17 protein-coding genes are annotated in these 17,940 nt (G+C 31.9%); 7 read left to right on the top strand and 10 right to left on the bottom strand.

Going from position 1 to position 17,940, the window contains the following annotated elements; all coding sequences use genetic code 11:
* Positions 1-143: 143 nt before the first annotated feature.
* The 3 genes from IR010_RS01025 to IR010_RS01015 are packed head-to-tail and all read right to left on the bottom strand — an operon-like array spanning position 144 to position 2,506.
* Positions 144-977, bottom strand: a complete 834-nt coding sequence (locus IR010_RS01025) for a flagellar motor protein MotB (RefSeq protein WP_029270145.1) — start codon at positions 975-977, stop codon at positions 144-146.
* 34 nt (positions 978-1,011) lie between these two features.
* Positions 1,012-2,031, bottom strand: coding sequence for a glycosyltransferase family 2 protein (locus IR010_RS01020; RefSeq protein WP_194600816.1), 1,020 nt, complete (start codon positions 2,029-2,031; stop codon positions 1,012-1,014).
* Positions 2,032-2,059: 28 nt separating this feature from the next.
* Positions 2,060-2,506 carry a type I restriction enzyme HsdR N-terminal domain-containing protein gene (locus IR010_RS01015; protein ID WP_194600814.1) on the bottom strand — a complete coding sequence of 149 codons (447 nt, stop codon included), beginning with the start codon at positions 2,504-2,506 and terminating at the stop codon, positions 2,060-2,062.
* Between the two features lie 97 nt (positions 2,507-2,603).
* Between IR010_RS01015 and holA the strand changes: the two genes are divergently transcribed.
* From holA to ettA, 3 genes are all read left to right on the top strand, one after another.
* Positions 2,604-3,608: a DNA polymerase III subunit delta gene (gene holA / locus IR010_RS01010; RefSeq protein ID WP_194566186.1), complete on the top strand. Its 1,005-nt coding sequence runs from the start codon at positions 2,604-2,606 to the stop codon at positions 3,606-3,608.
* Between the two features lie 67 nt (positions 3,609-3,675).
* The gene (locus tag IR010_RS01005; protein WP_035666747.1) at positions 3,676-3,858 is read left to right on the top strand and encodes a CAL67264 family membrane protein; all 183 of its coding nucleotides are present in this window, start codon (positions 3,676-3,678) and stop codon (positions 3,856-3,858) included.
* Positions 3,859-3,931: 73 nt separating this feature from the next.
* Complete coding sequence (gene ettA / locus IR010_RS01000; RefSeq protein WP_194566184.1) at positions 3,932-5,623, top strand: energy-dependent translational throttle protein EttA; 1,692 nt, start codon at positions 3,932-3,934, stop codon at positions 5,621-5,623.
* A gap of 217 nt (positions 5,624-5,840) precedes the next feature.
* Here the strand turns inward: ettA and IR010_RS00995 are convergent, their stop codons facing one another.
* Positions 5,841-6,254 (bottom strand): thiol-disulfide oxidoreductase DCC family protein, encoded by a 414-nt coding sequence (locus IR010_RS00995; RefSeq protein WP_194600812.1) that lies wholly within the window; start codon positions 6,252-6,254, stop codon positions 5,841-5,843.
* Between the two features lie 302 nt (positions 6,255-6,556).
* On the bottom strand, positions 6,557-8,722 hold the full coding sequence (locus IR010_RS00990) for an endonuclease MutS2 (protein ID WP_194566179.1): 2,166 nt from the start codon (positions 8,720-8,722) through the stop codon (positions 6,557-6,559).
* A 131-nt stretch (positions 8,723-8,853) separates the two neighbouring features.
* On the opposite strand from IR010_RS00990, the gene IR010_RS00985 reads away from it, so the two are divergent.
* On the top strand, positions 8,854-9,519 hold the full coding sequence (locus tag IR010_RS00985; RefSeq protein WP_194600810.1) for a uracil-DNA glycosylase: 666 nt from the start codon (positions 8,854-8,856) through the stop codon (positions 9,517-9,519).
* Positions 9,520-9,679: 160 nt separating this feature from the next.
* Here IR010_RS00985 and IR010_RS00980 read toward each other — a convergent pair whose 3' ends face one another.
* The 5 genes from IR010_RS00980 to IR010_RS00960 form a co-directional block, all read right to left on the bottom strand.
* Positions 9,680-10,054: a DUF4258 domain-containing protein gene (locus tag IR010_RS00980; protein WP_029270161.1), complete on the bottom strand. Its 375-nt coding sequence runs from the start codon at positions 10,052-10,054 to the stop codon at positions 9,680-9,682.
* Between the two features lie 36 nt (positions 10,055-10,090).
* Positions 10,091-11,290 (bottom strand): alanine dehydrogenase, encoded by a 1,200-nt coding sequence (locus tag IR010_RS00975; protein WP_029270163.1) that lies wholly within the window; start codon positions 11,288-11,290, stop codon positions 10,091-10,093.
* An 81-nt stretch (positions 11,291-11,371) separates the two neighbouring features.
* On the bottom strand, positions 11,372-11,845 hold the full coding sequence (locus tag IR010_RS00970) for a GNAT family N-acetyltransferase (protein WP_194600808.1): 474 nt from the start codon (positions 11,843-11,845) through the stop codon (positions 11,372-11,374).
* Between the two features lie 94 nt (positions 11,846-11,939).
* A complete protein-coding gene (gene tsaE / locus IR010_RS00965; RefSeq protein WP_194600806.1) occupies positions 11,940-12,347 on the bottom strand; it encodes a tRNA (adenosine(37)-N6)-threonylcarbamoyltransferase complex ATPase subunit type 1 TsaE in 408 nt (135 codons plus the stop codon).
* Positions 12,348-12,421: 74 nt separating this feature from the next.
* Positions 12,422-13,975 (bottom strand): bifunctional response regulator/alkaline phosphatase family protein, encoded by a 1,554-nt coding sequence (locus IR010_RS00960; RefSeq protein ID WP_029270169.1) that lies wholly within the window; start codon positions 13,973-13,975, stop codon positions 12,422-12,424.
* Between the two features lie 223 nt (positions 13,976-14,198).
* Between IR010_RS00960 and IR010_RS00955 the strand changes: the two genes are divergently transcribed.
* Genes IR010_RS00955 through IR010_RS00945 form a run of 3 tightly spaced genes read left to right on the top strand, consistent with a single transcriptional unit; the run spans position 14,199 to position 17,892 of the window.
* On the top strand, positions 14,199-15,428 hold the full coding sequence (locus tag IR010_RS00955; RefSeq protein WP_029270171.1) for an HD domain-containing protein: 1,230 nt from the start codon (positions 14,199-14,201) through the stop codon (positions 15,426-15,428).
* Positions 15,429-15,467: 39 nt separating this feature from the next.
* On the top strand, positions 15,468-16,511 hold the full coding sequence (lpxD, locus tag IR010_RS00950; protein WP_029270173.1) for a UDP-3-O-(3-hydroxymyristoyl)glucosamine N-acyltransferase: 1,044 nt from the start codon (positions 15,468-15,470) through the stop codon (positions 16,509-16,511).
* Complete coding sequence (locus IR010_RS00945; protein WP_029270174.1) at positions 16,504-17,892, top strand: bifunctional UDP-3-O-[3-hydroxymyristoyl] N-acetylglucosamine deacetylase/3-hydroxyacyl-ACP dehydratase; 1,389 nt, start codon at positions 16,504-16,506, stop codon at positions 17,890-17,892. Before lpxD ends, IR010_RS00945 begins: the two co-directional genes overlap by 8 nt.
* Positions 17,893-17,940: the final 48 nt, after the last annotated feature.

Here is a 17,940-nt window from a genome sequence, read left to right as displayed (position 1 = left end):
TAATATTAGTTAAAATTTAGTTAGTTGATTAAAAATAATGCTATTCTTGATTTATATTTAATTGGTTATTAAAAGAATTAAGGATACATAAAAGCAGGTCATTAGACCTGCTTTTTCTGTTTTATAGATATGTAAAAACGAGATTATTTTGCTTGTTTTTTCATTTCTTTTTCAATCATATCATAGAATTGATCAATTTTAGGCATAACAACAATACGAGTTCTTCTGTTACGAGCTTTGTTGTCTGGAGAATCATTTGCAACTAAAGGTACATATGAACTTCTACCTGCAGCAATTAATTTAGCTGGATTAACTCCAAGATCATTTGTTAAAACACGAACGATAGAAGTAGAACGTTTAACACTTAAATCCCAGTTGTCTAACAAGACTCCATTGCTTTTGTAAGGTACATCATCAGTATGACCTTCAACCATACATTCAAAATCAGGTTTGTCATTTACAACTTTTGCAACTTTAGCCAAAACAGATTTTGCTTTATCGCTTACTTCATAGCTTCCGCTTTTGAATAATAATTTATCAGCGATAGAGATGAATACAACTCCTTTTTCAACATTGATTTCGATATCTGGATCGTTGATTCCAACTGCTCCTTTTAAACTTGTAACCAATGCTAGTGTTACACTGTCTTTTTTAGTAAGTGCATCTTGTAGTCTAGATATTTTTAAATCTTTTTCTTTTAAGCTTTCTAATGATTTTTCAAGGTTTTCAGCACCTTTTGTAGTTAATACAGTTAAATCCTTAGAGCTATTAATTAAGTCTTGATTATGTGCTTTATAACTTTCAGCTGTTGCTGCTAATCCTGCTTTTTCTTCTAGACAAGAATTTAATTTAACTGTGCAAGAGTTTAATAAATCTTGGATTTCTTTGTTCTTAGCTTCTAATGCTGCGTATTGCTTTTTCGATACACACGAAGTTAAGGCCATTAATACTGATAGTGCGATAACTATTTTTCTCATAGGTATTATATTTAATTAAACGTTGATTACAAATTTAGTTTTTAATATTTTGATAACTGTTAAAGATTTCTTTAAATACGGTCAGTTTCTTTATATAATATAGGAAAACGATACTTTTTACGGTATAGTATTGCTGTATTTGAAAATCTTTTCTTTCTCGTAGATATTTTAAAGATATGCAATAAAATGAAAAATGCGCCTTTAAAATAGCAAAAGTATGACTGAATTTTCCTTGTATAAGAAAACGGATAGCAGCAATTCCGTCTAAAATCATTCGGAAGAAAATTACAAAAAATAATCTTTTTTTAGGCAGATTTTTAACAAGCATTAATAATGAATTCCTGAAATTTAAAAAAGTTTTTCTAGGATTTCCTTGTTGCAGTGTTGCACCGCCAACGTGATAAACTACTGATGCTGAATTATATCTGATAATATGACCTTCATTTGAGGCACGCCAGCACAAATCAATTTCTTCTTGGTGTGCAAAGAAGCTTTCATCAAAACCTTTCAATTCATCATAGACTTCTTTTCTGATGAAAAAACAAGCACCTGAAGCCCAAAATAATTCGCAATGATCATCATATTGACCATTATCTTTTTCAATAGTTTCAAAAATTCGGCCACGGCAATATGGATAACCATATTTATCAATAAATCCGCCTGCCGCACCAGCATATTCAAAATATTCTTTATTTTTAAAATCTAGAATTTTAGGCTGGATAATAGCGGTCTGTTTTTCTGCATCAAAAGTTTCAATTATAGGTTTTAGCCAATTTGCAGTAACTTCAATATCAGAATTAACTAAAGCATAAATTTCGGCGTCAACATGTTTTAAGGCATCGTTATAACCTTTTGCAAACCCGTGATTACCGCTATTCTGAATTATTTTTATAGTTGGGAAATTTTGTTTGACGAAATTGATTGAATCGTCTGTTGAAGCATTATCTGCAACATATATAGAGGCTTCTTCAGAAAATTGAATAACTGATGGTAAAAATTGCTCTAATAATTTTACCCCGTTCCAATTTAAAATGACTACTGCTATTTTATCCAAAAGTAATTTTATTTATTTTAATATTATTTTATTCGTTATAATCTGGCAAGCCTTTCAGAAACTGATATTTTTCATTTTCAAAATCCATCTGACAGTAAAAATGACTCAGTCCGTTTGTGACATTCAAAAATCGTGCCTGCATTGTCATGTTATAACGTGCAATTTGATCAAAAGTTGCCTGTGAAATTTTAACTTCTGGGGCTTTGCATTCTACTAATATATGTATAGAACCATCAGAGTTAAATACAACAACATCATATCTTTTTCGTAATCCGTTGACTGTTAAAACCTTCTCTACATTTATGAGAGATTTCGGGTATTTTTTTTCGTAAATTAAAAAACGAACAACATGTTGACGAACCCATTCTTCTGGAGTAAGAATGATAAATTTTTTCCTAATTTCATCAAAAATAGACACTTTATTTTCGCTATTTTTGAATCGGAAAGTATAAGTAGGGAAATTTAGTTTTAACATAAAACAAAAATATAAAATAGTTTCAGGTTTCAGGTTGAAAGTTTCAAGTTATTGAACGGAAAACCTGAAACTTTGAACTTGAAACAAAAAATATTGAATGGACGAAGTTGTAAAGATTGTTAATGATATCAAGGCCGGCAATATAAAACCAATTTATTTTTTAATGGGGGAAGAACCTTATTACATAGATAAATTGTCAGAGTATATTGAACAGAATGTACTATCTGAAGAAGAAAAAGGATTTAATCAGACGGTATTGTACGGCAGAGATGTTTCGGTAGAAGATATTGTGTCAACAGCCAAACGCTATCCTATGATGGCTGATCGCCAAGTTGTTATTGTAAAAGAAGCACAAGATTTGTCGAGAACTATTGATAAAATAGAATCGTATGTCAATAATCCGATGGAAACTACTGTTTTGGTTTTTTGCTACAAATATAAAACACTTGATAAACGTAAAAAAGTTACCAAGCTTCTTGCTCAAAATGGAATCGTTTATGAAAGTAAAAAATTATATGAAAATCAAGTCGGAGATTGGATAAAGCGTGTTTTGGCTGGAAAAAAATATACAATTGATCCAAAGGCAAATGCTATGCTGGTTGAGTTTTTAGGAACTGATTTAAGTAAGATAAATAACGAACTCGAAAAATTGCAAATTATTTTACCGCAAGGTACCATGATTACACCGCAACATATTGAAGAAAATATTGGTTTTAGTAAAGATTATAATGTATTCGAACTTCGAAAAGCAATTGGAGAACGCAACCAAATGAAAGCATATAAAATTGCTGAAAATTTTGCCCACAATCCTAAAGAATATCCACTTGTAATGACAACAGGACTTGTATTTGGGTTTTTTGTACAGCTTTTAAAATACCACGGACTTAAAGATAAAAATCCTAAAAATGTAGCGGCCGCGATTGGTGTAAATCCTTATTTTCTAAAGGAATATGATTTAGCTATCAAAAATTATCCAATGCGAAAAGTAAGTCAGATTGTGGGTGCTTTACGTGATGTAGATGTTAAAAGCAAGGGAGTTGGAGCCAATGCTTTGCCACAGTCAGATTTGTTAAAAGAAATGCTTTATAAAATATTTAATTAAGCCGTGAAAATTCACGATATTTGCCTTTCTAAAAATTTTACTACTTAAAAATAATAATTACACAATTATGGGAATGAATAAAAATACCGTTTTAGGATGGGCTACTTTTATAATGATACTTATGGGATTGTTGCTTATAGGACTTGGTGCTTTTAGATACAGGGATGTTTCTGGCTGGGGATTTGTAGCTGTGGGGGTTGGCTTTTTTGCTAATGCTTGGGTTTTTAATGCACTAAAAGGTAGAGTTTAACTTTTTTCAATTGCTAAAATCAATTGCAATATCAAATTTAAGAGAATAAATAATTAAAAATAAAATATAAAAAATGTCAGACGATAAGAAAGTAATTTTCTCAATGCAGAAATTGAGCAAAACCTATCAGGGAGCAGACAAACCGGTACTTAAAAACATTTATTTGAGTTTCTTTTATGGAGCTAAAATTGGTATTTTAGGTCTTAATGGTTCTGGAAAATCTTCTCTATTAAAAATTATTGCAGGAGTTGATAAAAACTATCAAGGTGATGTTGTTTTTCAACCTGGTTATACTGTTGGTTATTTAGAGCAAGAGCCAATTCTTGATGATTCAAAAACAGTTATCGAAATTGTTCGTGAAGGAGCTGCAGAAACTATGGCAGTTTTAGAAGAATACAACCAAATTAATGATTTATTCGGTCTTCCTGAATACTACGAAGATCAGGATAAAATGGATAAATTGATGGATCGCCAGGCAGCTTTACAAGACAAAATTGATGCTCTTGGTGCTTGGGAAATCGATACAAAATTAGAAATTGCAATGGATGCGCTGCGTACGCCGGAAGGTGATACGCCTATCAAAAACCTTTCTGGAGGTGAGCGCCGCCGTGTAGCTTTATGTCGTTTGTTATTGCAACAGCCTGATGTATTGTTACTTGATGAGCCTACCAACCACCTTGATGCTGAATCTGTACTTTGGTTAGAGCAGCACTTGGCGCAATATGCTGGAACTGTTATTGCGGTAACGCACGATAGATATTTCTTGGATAATGTTGCTGGCTGGATTTTAGAGCTGGATAGAGGAGAAGGAATTCCATGGAAAGGGAATTATTCTTCTTGGTTAGATCAAAAATCAAACCGTATGGCTCAGGAAGAAAAAGTGGCTTCTAAACGCAGAAAAACTTTAGAACGTGAGTTGGACTGGGTTCGCCAAGGTGCTAAAGGACGCCAGACAAAACAAAAAGCGCGTTTGCAGAATTACGATAAATTATTGAATGAAGACCAAAAACAATTGGATGAAAACTTGGAAATTTATATTCCAAATGGTCCACGTTTAGGTACGAATGTTATTGAAGCAAAAAATGTAGCAAAAGCTTTTGGTGATAAATTATTATACGATAATTTGAACTTTACTTTGCCACAAGCCGGAATTGTTGGAATTATCGGGCCAAATGGTGCTGGTAAATCGACCATTTTCAAAATGATTATGGGAGAACAAAAAACAGATAGTGGAGAATTTTCAGTTGGTGAAACTGTGAAAATTGCTTATGTAGATCAGTCACACTCTAATATTGATCCAAATAAATCGATTTGGGAAAATTTTGCTGATGGTCAGGAATTAATAATGATGGGAGGAAAGCAGGTTAATTCAAGAGCTTATTTATCTCGTTTCAATTTTGGTGGCGGTGAGCAGAATAAAAAAGTATCAATGTTATCTGGTGGAGAACGTAACCGTCTGCACTTGGCAATGACATTGAAAGAAGAAGGAAACGTACTTTTATTGGATGAGCCAACGAATGATTTGGATGTAAATACACTTCGTGCGTTAGAAGAAGGTTTAGAAAATTTTGCAGGTTGCGCTGTAATTATTTCGCACGACAGATGGTTCTTAGATAGAATTTGTACGCACATTTTAGCTTTTGAAGGGGATTCTGAAGTTTACTATTTTGAAGGTGGTTTCTCTGAATATGAAGAAAACAAAAAGAAACGTTTAGGTGGAGATTTAACTCCAAAACGTTTGAAATACAGAAAATTAATTAGATAATTTTTCTGATAAATTGCAAATAGAAAATCCCAAATTCCAATTATAGTGAATTTGGGATTTTTATTTTTTATACTGTGTCTAGTTTGTCATTTCGACGAAGGAGAAATCACACTCGGAACTCGACAAAGATTGGGAAATTATTATGAGGAATTTCTAGTGTGATTTCGACGGAGGAGAAATCACAACTTCTCTAATAGTAAAGATTGATAGCTGGTATCTAAAGAAACTTAGCCTTCAATTCAGGAGTTGGTATCATGCAACTCTCTTTTTTACCATACCATTTGTAACGGTTTTTAGCAATATAATCGTAAATATAATTTCGAAGTTTTTCAGGAAAAATTCTAGAGATTAAAATTAAATTATAAATTCCTCCAAGCTCATCAGCTATTTCTAAAACTGCTGATGATTTATAGTAATAGGCAACTCCAGGATTGTACAAAATAATACTGTCAATTTTATTTTGGTCTACACCTATATAATTGCAAATGTCTTTTCCTAATTCTGATTGCAAAGCCACAAAACGAAAAATATCTTTTTTATCGTGCTTGATAATAAATTGAACTGCTCCATCGCATAAATTGCAAACTCCATCGAAAAGGATTATTTTTTTATTTTTTGGAAGGTTTTGCATTTTTGAAAAAGTTTCAAGTTTCAAGTTTCAAGTTTCAGTTTTTTGATCTTTGTCTAGTTTCTCATTCCTCGAAATAACAAAAAAAGCAATAATTGTCACGATTATTCTTATCTATTAAGAATTTAAATTCAATAGTTTTTATGAATCAAAAACGGCTTTCAGAAATTAATTTATAGCTATTTTTTAAATTTTTTCATCTTCAGAATTGTCCACGTAAAAATCATTCTTTAAATCGTCTTATTTTAATTTCCGATCAAATTAATGAATTTTAAGCACCTAAAATTGCTATTGTGGATGGAAATTTATTTTTTCCCCGCTTCAACAAATTCTAATTCATCCAAACTTACTTTAGAAGTAAAAATTCCGTAATTAACTGTTGCTTTATTTTTTTCTATCGAATCGATGCTTCCAACAGATCTACCGTCAAGCATTCTAACTCTGTCTCCAACTTTTAAAATTGGCTTTGGTTTTTCTATAACTGGTTTGAGTTTTTTTTCTTTTTTCTCTTTTCGAATTTCTTCGACCTGAACCGAAACTTCTGCAATTACTTCTTTTTTCTTTTCAATTATTGCTTTAGCTTCTTTTGGAGTTGCTTTTTTACGTTTTGAATTTTCAATTTCAATAATTTTCAAAAACTCGCCAATCAGCTCTTTTTTATTTTTGTTGTTGAAATATTTCTCCGAGATATCTTCAATTTTTTGTCCAATGTAAATTGTTTTCTGATTACTGTCGTATAGCTCCTGATAGCTTTCCAGTTTTTGTTTGATTTTTACATTGATGTTTTCCATCTTTTTACTTTCTTCACGAGCACGAGTTTCTTCTTCTTTTAAATTGATAGAAGTTTTTTCGAGTTTGGACCTTTCTTTTTGTAGCGTAGCAATTGTTTTATCAAAGCGAACTTTTCCAACTTCAATTTTCTTTTTGGCGCGATTTATCAATCCAAACGGAATACCATTTTTTAGGGCAACTTCAAATGTAAACGAACTTCCGGCTTGACCCAAGGCCAATTTGTACATTGGTTCTAATGATTTTTCATCGAACATCATATTCGCATTTGTTGCAAAAGGAAGTTCATTTGCTAAAATTTTTAAATTAGAATAATGCGTTGTAATAATTCCGAATGCTTCACGATGGTAAAATTCTTCTAAGAAAATCTCAGCCAAAGCGCCACCCAGTTCCGGATCAGAACCTGTACCAAATTCATCAATTAAAAACATGGTTTTCTTATTGCACTTCTTTAGGAAATAATTCATGTTTTTCAATCTGTAACTGTAAGTACTTAAATGATTTTCAATAGATTGATTGTCTCCAATATCCGTCAAAATTCTATCAAATAAAAAAGTTTCGCTTCTTTCATGAACCGGAATTAGCATTCCTGATTGTAACATCAATTGCAATAAACCAACTGTTTTAAGCGAGATTGTTTTTCCTCCCGCGTTAGGTCCGGAAATTACAATAATTCTGTTATCTTGTTTTAATTCAATTGTTTGCGGATGCGTAATCTCATTTTTTTGTTTATTATTCAAATACAAAATAGGATGATAGGCTTCTCTAAAAAACAATCTTCTTTCTTCTGTAATTGTTGGTAGGATTCCGTTAATTCGGTTTGCATATTTTGCTTTTCCTGCAACGACGTCAATATCACTTAGAAATTCCTGATACTCAATCAGCAAAGGCAAAAATGGTCGAATTGCATTTGACAATTGTTTTAAAATTCTGGTAATTTCTTCTTTTTCTTCGTATTCAAGATTAGCTAATTCACGAGAATATTGCAGCGTAGCTTCAGGTTCGATATAAGCAATACTTCCTGTTTTAGAACTTCCTAAAATAGAGCCTTTTACTTTACGGCGATACATAGCCAAAACAGCTAAAACTCTGCGATTTTGCACAAAGCTTTCTTTAATATCATCCAAATAGCCAAGACTATTGTTGTGAGAAAGAGCAACTCCAAAACTTTGGTTTACTTTACCTCGAACAATATTCATATTTTGGCGAATACTCAAAAGAGCAGGGGAGGCGTTATCTTTAATTTCTCCATATTTATCTACTATAGCGTCAATTAGAGTGACAATATCTTTAGTATATTCAACTCTTGAAGCCCTCGCATTTAAATTCGGATAATAATCATCAAATTTTTTAAGGAAAGTCAACAGCACATTTGTTGTAGAAGAAAGTGTTGCGATTTTTCTAAAACTTCCTACTTCCAAAAAACTGTCTTCGATGGCTAAAAACTTAATTTCATGAGTTATAGCATCAAATCCGTGGTTAGGAATGGCGTTATTATTTTCAAAAGACGAAACATATTCTGATGTCTGCATCAAAGCCTGCATCAAAGTTTCTTTGTCTCTAAATGGTGTTATTTGTAAAGCCTTTTCTTTTCCAATATCGGTGTTGCAACCAGCCGAAATAGTTTCTAGCACTGTTGGAAATTGTAAGTCTTGTAATGTTTTTTCGGTAATACTGATCATTTAATTTCTTTAAGAAAGTACAAGCAAAAATACGAAAATAGTATGATTGAATCTTGTAAAGTTTATGTCTAATTTTATTGGTTGTAAATATGATTTCATTAAAAAAATCCTGAAATTCGCATAAAAAAATTATGGACGTTAAAATGCATGATTCTTGGAAACCAGTTTTGAATGAAGAGTTTGAAAAACCATATTTTAATGACTTAATCGCTTTTGTAAAATCTGAATATACAACAAAGGTTTGTTATCCAAAAGGAAGCCAGATCTTTTCCGCTTTTGACCATTGTCATTTCGATCAGGTAAAAGTTGTGATTATTGGCCAAGATCCGTATCATGGTCCAAATCAGGCAAATGGATTATGTTTTTCTGTAAACGATGGCATTCCGTTTCCTCCATCACTTCAAAATATTTTCAAGGAAATTGAAACTGATTTAAATATACCGTTACCAAAAACAGGCAATTTAGAACGTTGGGCAGATCAAGGTGTTTTTCTCTTAAATGCTACTCTAACTGTTCGACAATCAGAAGCCGGAAGTCATCAGGGCAAAGGCTGGGAAAAATTTACAGACGCTGTTATTAAGCAAATTTCTGCTGAAAAGGAAAATGTTGTGTTTTTGCTTTGGGGCGGTTTTGCTCAAAAGAAAGCAGCATTAATTGATGCTTCAAAACATCATATTTTAAAATCGGGACATCCTTCTCCTTTAAGTGCAAATAGAGGTTTTTGGTTTGGAAATAAGCATTTTAGCATAACCAATACGTTCTTAAAATCAAAGGGCTTGAAAGAAATTGAGTGGTAGTTAAAAACTGATTCCAATAATTGTCACTAATTTAAAATATTGTCATTTCGACTGAAAGGAGAAATCACACAAGAAACTCTACAAAGATTAAAAGATACTCTAGATGGAATTACTAGTGTGATTTCTCCTTTCAGTCGAAATGACAAATCAGTTCTTAATATTATTTTTTGATAATTTCTTCTAAAACAGCTTTGTTTTCGTAGTTTGTAACTTTTAGAATAATTCCTTGATTTTTAACTGTTTTTCCTTCAATTATATAAAGTTTTCCTTTGTTGAACGGAACGTTACTTTGATCAAAATCTACATCTCCGTAAGTTAATGTGTTTTTAATATCTGCAGTATCAACCCATTTTTCATTTAAAGTCTGAATTGCCTTATTTGAATATTGAAATGGTTTTGTTCTTAAATTGTTTAAAACTCTGGCATTTGGAAAATAATTGCATCTTGTGTCTTTTCCACTAAATACAAGGGCTACAAAAAAGCATCCCATAATTAAACCAATCAAATAATAAGCAAAACGGTGTACGAACTTCATGAAATAAAATTTTTGCAAAGGTACATTAAAGTTCCTTTAAAATACAAGTAAATTAATATCGTTGTCTGGTAAATCAAACCATTCGCCAATTGCCTTGTTTGTTAGGATTCCGTGGTATAAATAAATTCCGTTTTTTAGCCCTTTATTGCATCGAATTGCGCTTTCCAAACCACCATCTTCAGCTATCTGAAGAAGATAAGGAGTTAATATGTTACTGATTGATAATGAGGCGGTTTTAGAATATCTTGAAGGAATATTTGGTACGCAGTAATGCAAAACATTGCTTTTTATAAAAGTTGGTTTTTCGTGTGTAGTAACTTCTGAGGTTTCAAAACAACCGCCAGTATCAATACTGACATCAACTATTACAGCACCTTTTTTCATGTGTTCTACCATAGTTTCAGTCACTATAATAGGACAGCGTTCTTTACCACGCATTGCACCTATAGCTACATCACAACGTCTTAAAGCTTTTAAAAGTGCTTTTTGCTGTACTGTAGAAGTAAAAATTCTTTGATTTAAATTGTTTTGCAAGCGACGTAATTTGGTAATCGAATTATCAAAAACTTTTACATTTGCGCCTAAACCAATTGCGGTTTTAGCGGCAAATTCGCCTACAGTTCCCGCACCTAAAATGACAACTTCAGTAGGAGGAACTCCAGTTATATTTCCAAATAAAAGACCTTTTCCGAATTCATCTGTAATCATTAATTCGGCAGCAATTAGGATGGAAGCAGTTCCTGCAATTTCACTTAATGATTTTACGGCAGGATAAGACCCATCTTCATCTTTAATATATTCAAATGCAAGCGCAGTTATTTTTTTTTGAGCTAAAGCCTCAAAGTATGCTTTCTTTTTTGTTTTTAGTTGAATTGCCGAAATGATGATTGTCTCCGGGTTAATCATTTCTATTTCAGCTAAAGTTGGCGGTTCAACCTTTAATAACATCGGACAGCCAAAAACTTTTTTAGTGTCTTTTGTTACTTCTGCACCAGCATCAGAATATTCTTTATCTGAATAACTTGAACTTTCTCCAGCACCAGACTCAATCATTACGCGGTGTCCTTCATAAGTAAGAGAATTTACTGCATCTGGCGTCAGGCAAATACGACGTTCTTGATAACTTGTTTCTTTAGGTATTCCTATGAAGAGCTCTCTTTTAAATCGGCCAACTTCAAGTTTTTCTTCTTGAGGCAACAATTGTTGTTTCGTAAATGGAGTTAAGGTGATTGACATGGGTTGTTGAAAAAATTAAGAGTACAAATTACGTAAAAAGTTTTAAATCAGTGTAAAAATTCTGCTAATAGTATTTTAAGATTAGGATATTATTTTTTCCATTTTTATGTCGGCTCTTTCGTAAGATACATCGCCTAACGGAACTTCAGCAAAACCAAATTTTTCATATAAATGAATTGCTGGAAGCAAGATTCTGTTAGAATATAAAAGGAGTTTTTTAATGTTTTTATCTTTAGCTACCGCCATACAATGTTCTAGTAATTTATTTCCGATTCCTAATCCTTGCGCCGAATCTGAAACTGCCATTTTGCTCAATTCAAAAGTATTATCGTCAATCTTCATTAAAGAAAATGTCCCAATAATTTCACCATTATATCTGGCATAAAATATCATTCCGTCTTTATCAATAATTTCTTCTTGCGGATTTGAAAGTGTCAATTCATCTTTTTCTTCAACTTTAAAATACTTTTGAAGCCATTCTATATTTAAGGTTTTGATGTGATCTTTTAAATCTGATGAAAAGGGGATTATTTCTATGGTATTTTTTATGCTCATTATAATTTATATTGTTTCACAGATAATACAAAGCTCAAATAAGACACAAAGTTTTTTGTGTTTCTTTGCGAAATCTTTGCGGATCTTTGTGAAATTAAACTAGTTCTAATTTTCTTTTTCCATCAGCCAATAATTCAATTGTAACTGTAGAAGTATCTTCCGGAAGCAAACCAGCAATTTTCTCAGACCATTCAATAAAACACCAATTTCCAGAGTACAGGTAATCATCTACACCCATATCGAGTGCTTCGGTTTCTTTGTTTAATCTGTAAAAATCAAAATGATAAACGATTTGATTGTTAGAAGTATAATATTCATTAACTAAAGAAAAGGTTGGACTGCTTGTTGCGTCTTCAACTCCTAAACTTTTGCATAATTGTTTTATTAAAGTAGTTTTTCCAACACCCATTTCTCCGTTAAAAAGAATTATTTTTTTTGGATTTTGTGCTAAAATTTGTTCGGCTACTTCTTGAATTTGATCTAATGAAAAAACGATATTCATTGCTTATATTTTATTTGTATAATAGTCTCAGTTTTCAGTCGCAGCAGAAAGCTGAAAACTGAGACTGAAAATTTTTATTTAGGGTTAAATACCAAAAATGGAATAATCATTTCTTCTAATGAAATACCGCCATGTTGATATGTATTTCTATAATAACTCACATAATGATTGTAGTTGTTTACATAAGCTAAAAAGAAATCATTCTTAGCGAAAATAAATGAACTGCTCATGTTTATAGCTGGCAAACCTATGTCTTTAGGTTCTTTAACAACATAAACATCTTTTTGTTCGTAAGTTAAACTACGCCCGGTTTTGTAGCGCAAATTTAAGCTTGTATTTTTATCTCCAACAACTTTGGAAGGATTTTTTACATTAATTGTACCGTGATCTGTGGTTAAAATTAATTTAAAACCTAATAACTGAGCCTGTTGAATAATTTCTAATAATGGTGAATTTTTAAACCAGCTCAGCGTTAAAGAACGATACGCTTTATCGTCTGAAGCAAGTTCTTTTACAACCTCCATTTCAGTTTTAGCGTGCGATAACATATCTACAAAATTATAGACAACTGTTACCAAATCATTGCCTTTTAAGGCTTTAAAGTTTTCTGCCAGTTTTTTACCGCCAGCATAATTAGTGATTTTGAAATAATCTTCCTTAATATTTAAACCTAAGCGTTTTAATTGTGCAGAGAGAAATTCAGCTTCGTAAAGATTTTTTCCTCCATCTTCTACATCATTTTTCCAATATTGCGGAAATTGTTTTTCCATTTCAGTTGGCAGTAAACCAGAGAAAATAGCATTTCTGGCATATTGAGTCGCTGTTGGAAGAATAGAAAAATAGGGAACTTCTTTTTCTAATTTATAATAATTAGAAACCACAGTTTCAAAGGATTTCCACTGGTCATAACGCAAATTATCGATTACGACAAATAAAATAGGCTTGTCTTTTTTCTTAATTTCCGGAACAACTAATTCCTTAAATAAAGTGTGAGACTGAATTGGTTTATCAGCTTTTGGTGCAAACCAGTCTTCATAGTTTCTTTCAATGTATTTTCCGAATTGCGAATTGGCTTCAACTTTTTGAGATTCAAGGATTTCAATCATTCCTTGATCGTTAATATTTTCGAGTTCTAATTCCCAAAAAATCAATTTTTTATACAATTCTACCCAATCTTCAAATGAATTTACCATCGCTAATTCCATCGAAATTTTACGGAATTCCTTTTGATAATCTAAGGTCGTTTTTTCTGAAATCAATCTAGAATGATCCAAGTTCTTCTTCAAACTCAATAAAATCTGATTCGGATTTACTGGTTTTATCAAATAATCAGCGATTTTAGAGCCAATCGCTTCTTCCATTATATATTCTTCCTCACTTTTGGTAATCATAATCATCGGAATAGCTGATTTTTTTTCTTTCATTTCAGAAAGTGTTTCCAAACCACTCATACCGGGCATATTTTCATCTAAAAAAACAATATCAAAATTATCTTCGTCAAACAATGTAATAGCATCTAAACCGTTATTACAAGTTGTTACAGCGTAGTTTTTCTTTTCGAGAAATAATATATGAGGCTTTAAAAGATCGATTTCATCGTCGACCCAAAGTATTTTTATCTTATCCATAAACGTATTTTATTTTTAATGCAATTTAATCGTATAGAACTTAAAAAGTATTAAAAATAGTATAAATTTCAGAATAATGAATTGTGATTTTTTATTAAAATCATTTTTATATACAGTAATTACATTGAAAATCACAATAAATTATTGTTAACTTTTAAGTATAAAACGCAAAGCTGTTTATAGTTAATTACTTATATTTGTTGACCTAAAAAAATACCAAATAGTGACTCATATTAATAAGTTAAAAATATTCAATGATCCCATTTATGGTTTCATTTCCATTCCGAACGAGCTTATTTACGACTTAATTCAACACCCGTATTTTCAGCGTTTACGCCGTATTTCGCAAATGGGATTATCGTATTTGGTTTATCCAGGTGCAAATCATACGCGTTTTCATCATGCATTAGGCTGTATGCATTTAATGCAGAAGGCTATTGAAACGCTTCGTTTTAAAGGTGTTGCTATTTCAAATGAAGAAGAATGTGCTTTATTGATCGCTATTTTGCTGCACGACATTGGGCATGGGCCGTTTTCGCATGCAATGGAAAAAAGCATTGTTGAAGATGTTAATCATGAAGCTATTTCACTGCTATTCATGAATCAGTTAAATGAAGAATTTGACGGAAGATTGAGTTTGGCCATCCAGGTTTTTAAAGGTGATTATCACAGGAAATTCATGTTGCAATTGATTTCAAGTCAATTAGATATGGATAGGATGGATTATTTAAAACGTGATAGTTTTTATACCGGAGTTGCAGAAGGAAATGTCAATTCTGAACGTTTGATTCAGATGATGAATGTGGTCGATGGTGTTTTAGTTATTGAAGAAAAAGGAATATATTCTGTAGAAAAATTTCTGCTTTCACGAAGATTAATGTATTGGCAGGCTTATCTGCATAAAACCAGCTTAGTTGCCGAATTAATTTTGATGAAAGTTTTGAAAAGAGCAAAAGAATTAACTTTGAAAGGAGTGAATTTACCTTGCAGTGAACCGCTTAGGTTTTTTATGCAAAATAAAGTTTCTTTAGAAGATTTTGATGCAGAAAAATTAGATTTATTTTCTCAATTAGATGATTTTGATATTATAAGTGCTTTAAAAGCATGGCAAAAACAAGATGATTTTATACTTTCTACTTTAAGTAAAATGATCATTAACAGGGACTTGCTTAAAATAAAACTGAGTGCAGATAAAATTCCGATGGAAGAATCGCAATCAATGAAAGAGGAATTTGCCAGCGAACACAATATTTCGCTTTTAGAAGCTGGATATTTTATTTTTAGAGGAAAAATAAAAAATCAAGCTTACAGTAAAGAAGCTGAACCGATACGAATTTTGAAAAAAGATAAAACAATTGAAGATGTTGTAGAAGCCTCTGATCAGCTGAATTTGAAATCGTTATCTAAATTGGTAACAAAATATTACATCTGTTTTCCAAAACAACTTATCTAAAATTAACATTTAAAATCTATTTTTTATATTTTTGTCGCAATGAAATTTACAGCAGAACAAATAGCAGGAATTTTAGAAGGAGAAGTTGTTGGGAATCCCAATGCAGAAGTTTCTCGCTTATCTAAGATCGAAGAAGGTGAAGAAGGATCGCTTACTTTTTTGGCTAATCCCAAATATATCAACTACATATATACTACAAAAGCTACAGTAACCATTGTTAATGATAGCTTTATACCAGAACAGGAAATTACTACAACCTTAATAAAAGTTGAAGATGCGTATGCCTCTTTTTCGAAACTTTTGCAATTTTACAATCAAGTTAAATTGAATAAAAACGGGATAGAACCGCAATCTTTTATGTCTGAAGGAACTAAATATGGTGAAAACTTATATTTAGGAAGTTTTAGTTATGTCGGACAAAATGTAGTTTTAGGCGATAATGTAAAAATTTACCCAAACAGTTTTATTGGTGATAATGTTGTTATTGGCGATAATGTGTATATTTTTGCAGGCGCTAAAATTTATTCTGAAACTATTATTGGAAACAATTGCACAATTCATTCAGGAACTATTATTGGTGCAGATGGTTTTGGTTTTGTGCCAAATGAAGAAGGAGTTTATAGTAAGGTACCGCAAATTGGAAATGTTATCATCGAAGATAATGTAGATATTGGTGCTAATACTACAATAGATAGAGCAACTCTTGGTTCTACAATTATTAGAAAAGGAGTTAAATTAGACAATCAGATTCAGATTGCTCACAATGTAGAGATCGGTAAAAATACCGTAATTGCAGCACAATCTGGCGTTGCTGGTTCTACAAAAATTGGAGAAAACTGCATGATTGGCGGGCAAGTTGGTATCGCAGGCCACTTAATTATAGGTAACAATGTTAGGCTTCAGGCACAGTCTGGAGTTGCAAGAAATATTAAAGATGATGAAACCTTGCAGGGGACACCATCACTTGGGTATACAGATTTTAATAAATCATACGTACATTTCAAGAATCTGCCTAAAATTGTTGCCGAAATTGATGAATTAAAAAAACAAATAATAAACCCAAAAAATGGAAATAATGGTTAAACAGAAGACCATCAAAAATGAAATTTCACTAACAGGCGTTGGATTGCATACTGGGAAAGAAGTTACAATGACTTTTAAGCCAGCTCCAATTAATAATGGTTTCACTTTTGTAAGAGTAGATTTGCAAGGTCAACCAGTCATTGAGGCTGATGCTAATTATGTTGTTAATACGCAAAGAGGTACCAATTTAGAAAAATTAGGCGTAAAAATTCAAACTCCAGAACACGTTTTAGCCGCATTAGTGGGCTGTGATTTGGATAATGTTATTATAGAATTAAATGCTTCTGAACTTCCAATAATGGATGGTTCTTCAAAATATTTTGTTGAAGCGATTGAAAATGCCGGAATCGAAGAACAAGATGCTAAACGTAATGTTTATGTAGTAAAAGAAGTTATTTCGTTTACTGACGAAACTACGGGAAGCGAGATTTTGGTAATGCCAAGCGACGATTATCAAGTAACTGCAATGGTTGATTTTGGTACTAAGGTTTTAGGTACTCAAAATGCAACTATGAAAAGCATAGCCGATTTTAAAGAAGAAATTGCCAATTCAAGAACTTTCAGTTTCTTGCACGAATTAGAGTCTTTATTAGAAAACGGATTAATAAAAGGTGGGGATTTAAATAATGCTATTGTATACGTAGATAAAGAAATATCTGAGTCTACAATGGAAAATTTAAAGAAAGCTTTTGGAAAAGATAAAATTTCAGTTAAGCCAAACGGAGTTTTAGATAATCTTACTTTGCATTATCCAAACGAAGCTGCAAGACATAAATTATTAGATGTTGTTGGAGATTTATCTTTAATTGGAGTTAGAATTCAAGGAAAAATTATTGCTAACAAACCTGGTCACTATGTAAATACGCAGTTTGCCAAAAAATTAGCAAAAATCATCAAAATTGAACAAAGAAATCATGTTCCGGTTTACGATTTGAATCAAGAACCTTTAATGGATATCCATAAAATTATGGCTGTTTTGCCGCACAGACCTCCATTTTTGTTGATTGACAGAATTATTGAAATGTCTGACAATCACGTTGTAGGTATGAAAAATGTAACTATGAATGAAAATTTCTTCGTAGGACATTTTCCTGAGGCGCCAGTTATGCCGGGAGTTTTGATTGTTGAAGCTATGGCTCAGACAGGAGGAATTTTGGTTTTAAGCACAGTGCCAGATCCAGAAAATTATTTGACTTACTTTATGAAAATAGATAATGTTAAATTCAAACATAAAGTATTGCCAGGTGATACCTTAATTTTTAAGTGTGAATTGATTTCTCCTATCAGAAGAGGAATCTGTCATATGCAGGCAAATGCTTACGCAAACGGAAAATTAGTGACTGAGGCAGAATTAATGGCTCAAATTGCTAGAAAACAATAATAATTAATCAAATTTATTGTTTACGTTTGTTGCCCTAAATTAGATTAT

This window comes from Flavobacterium sp. MR2016-29, assembly GCF_015350695.1.
Classification (GTDB): Bacteria; Bacteroidota; Bacteroidia; order Flavobacteriales; family Flavobacteriaceae; genus Flavobacterium.
The sequence above is the reverse complement of the archived record's forward strand: the minus strand, read 5'-3'. Positions and strand labels throughout refer to the sequence as shown.

Bases quoted from the DNA above. Each gene is read 5' to 3' on its own strand.
- IR010_RS01025 (WP_029270145.1), bottom strand. From the start codon at position 977: ATGAGAAAAATAGTTATCGCACTATCAGTATTAATGGCCTTAACTTCG.
- IR010_RS01015 (WP_194600814.1), bottom strand. From the start codon at position 2,506: ATGTTAAAACTAAATTTCCCTACTTATACTTTCCGATTCAAAAATAGC.
- holA (WP_194566186.1), top strand. From the start codon at position 2,604: ATGGACGAAGTTGTAAAGATTGTTAATGATATCAAGGCCGGCAATATA.
- IR010_RS01005 (WP_035666747.1), top strand. From the start codon at position 3,676: ATGGGAATGAATAAAAATACCGTTTTAGGATGGGCTACTTTTATAATG.
- ettA (WP_194566184.1), top strand. From the start codon at position 3,932: ATGTCAGACGATAAGAAAGTAATTTTCTCAATGCAGAAATTGAGCAAA.
- IR010_RS00995 (WP_194600812.1), bottom strand. From the start codon at position 6,254: ATGCAAAACCTTCCAAAAAATAAAAAAATAATCCTTTTCGATGGAGTT.
- IR010_RS00990 (WP_194566179.1), bottom strand. From the start codon at position 8,722: ATGATCAGTATTACCGAAAAAACATTACAAGACTTACAATTTCCAACA.
- IR010_RS00985 (WP_194600810.1), top strand. From the start codon at position 8,854: ATGGACGTTAAAATGCATGATTCTTGGAAACCAGTTTTGAATGAAGAG.
- IR010_RS00980 (WP_029270161.1), bottom strand. From the start codon at position 10,054: ATGAAGTTCGTACACCGTTTTGCTTATTATTTGATTGGTTTAATTATG.
- IR010_RS00975 (WP_029270163.1), bottom strand. From the start codon at position 11,290: ATGTCAATCACCTTAACTCCATTTACGAAACAACAATTGTTGCCTCAA.
- IR010_RS00970 (WP_194600808.1), bottom strand. From the start codon at position 11,845: ATGAGCATAAAAAATACCATAGAAATAATCCCCTTTTCATCAGATTTA.
- tsaE (WP_194600806.1), bottom strand. From the start codon at position 12,347: ATGAATATCGTTTTTTCATTAGATCAAATTCAAGAAGTAGCCGAACAA.
- IR010_RS00960 (WP_029270169.1), bottom strand. From the start codon at position 13,975: ATGGATAAGATAAAAATACTTTGGGTCGACGATGAAATCGATCTTTTA.
- lpxD (WP_029270173.1), top strand. From the start codon at position 15,468: ATGAAATTTACAGCAGAACAAATAGCAGGAATTTTAGAAGGAGAAGTT.
- IR010_RS00945 (WP_029270174.1), top strand. From the start codon at position 16,504: ATGGTTAAACAGAAGACCATCAAAAATGAAATTTCACTAACAGGCGTT.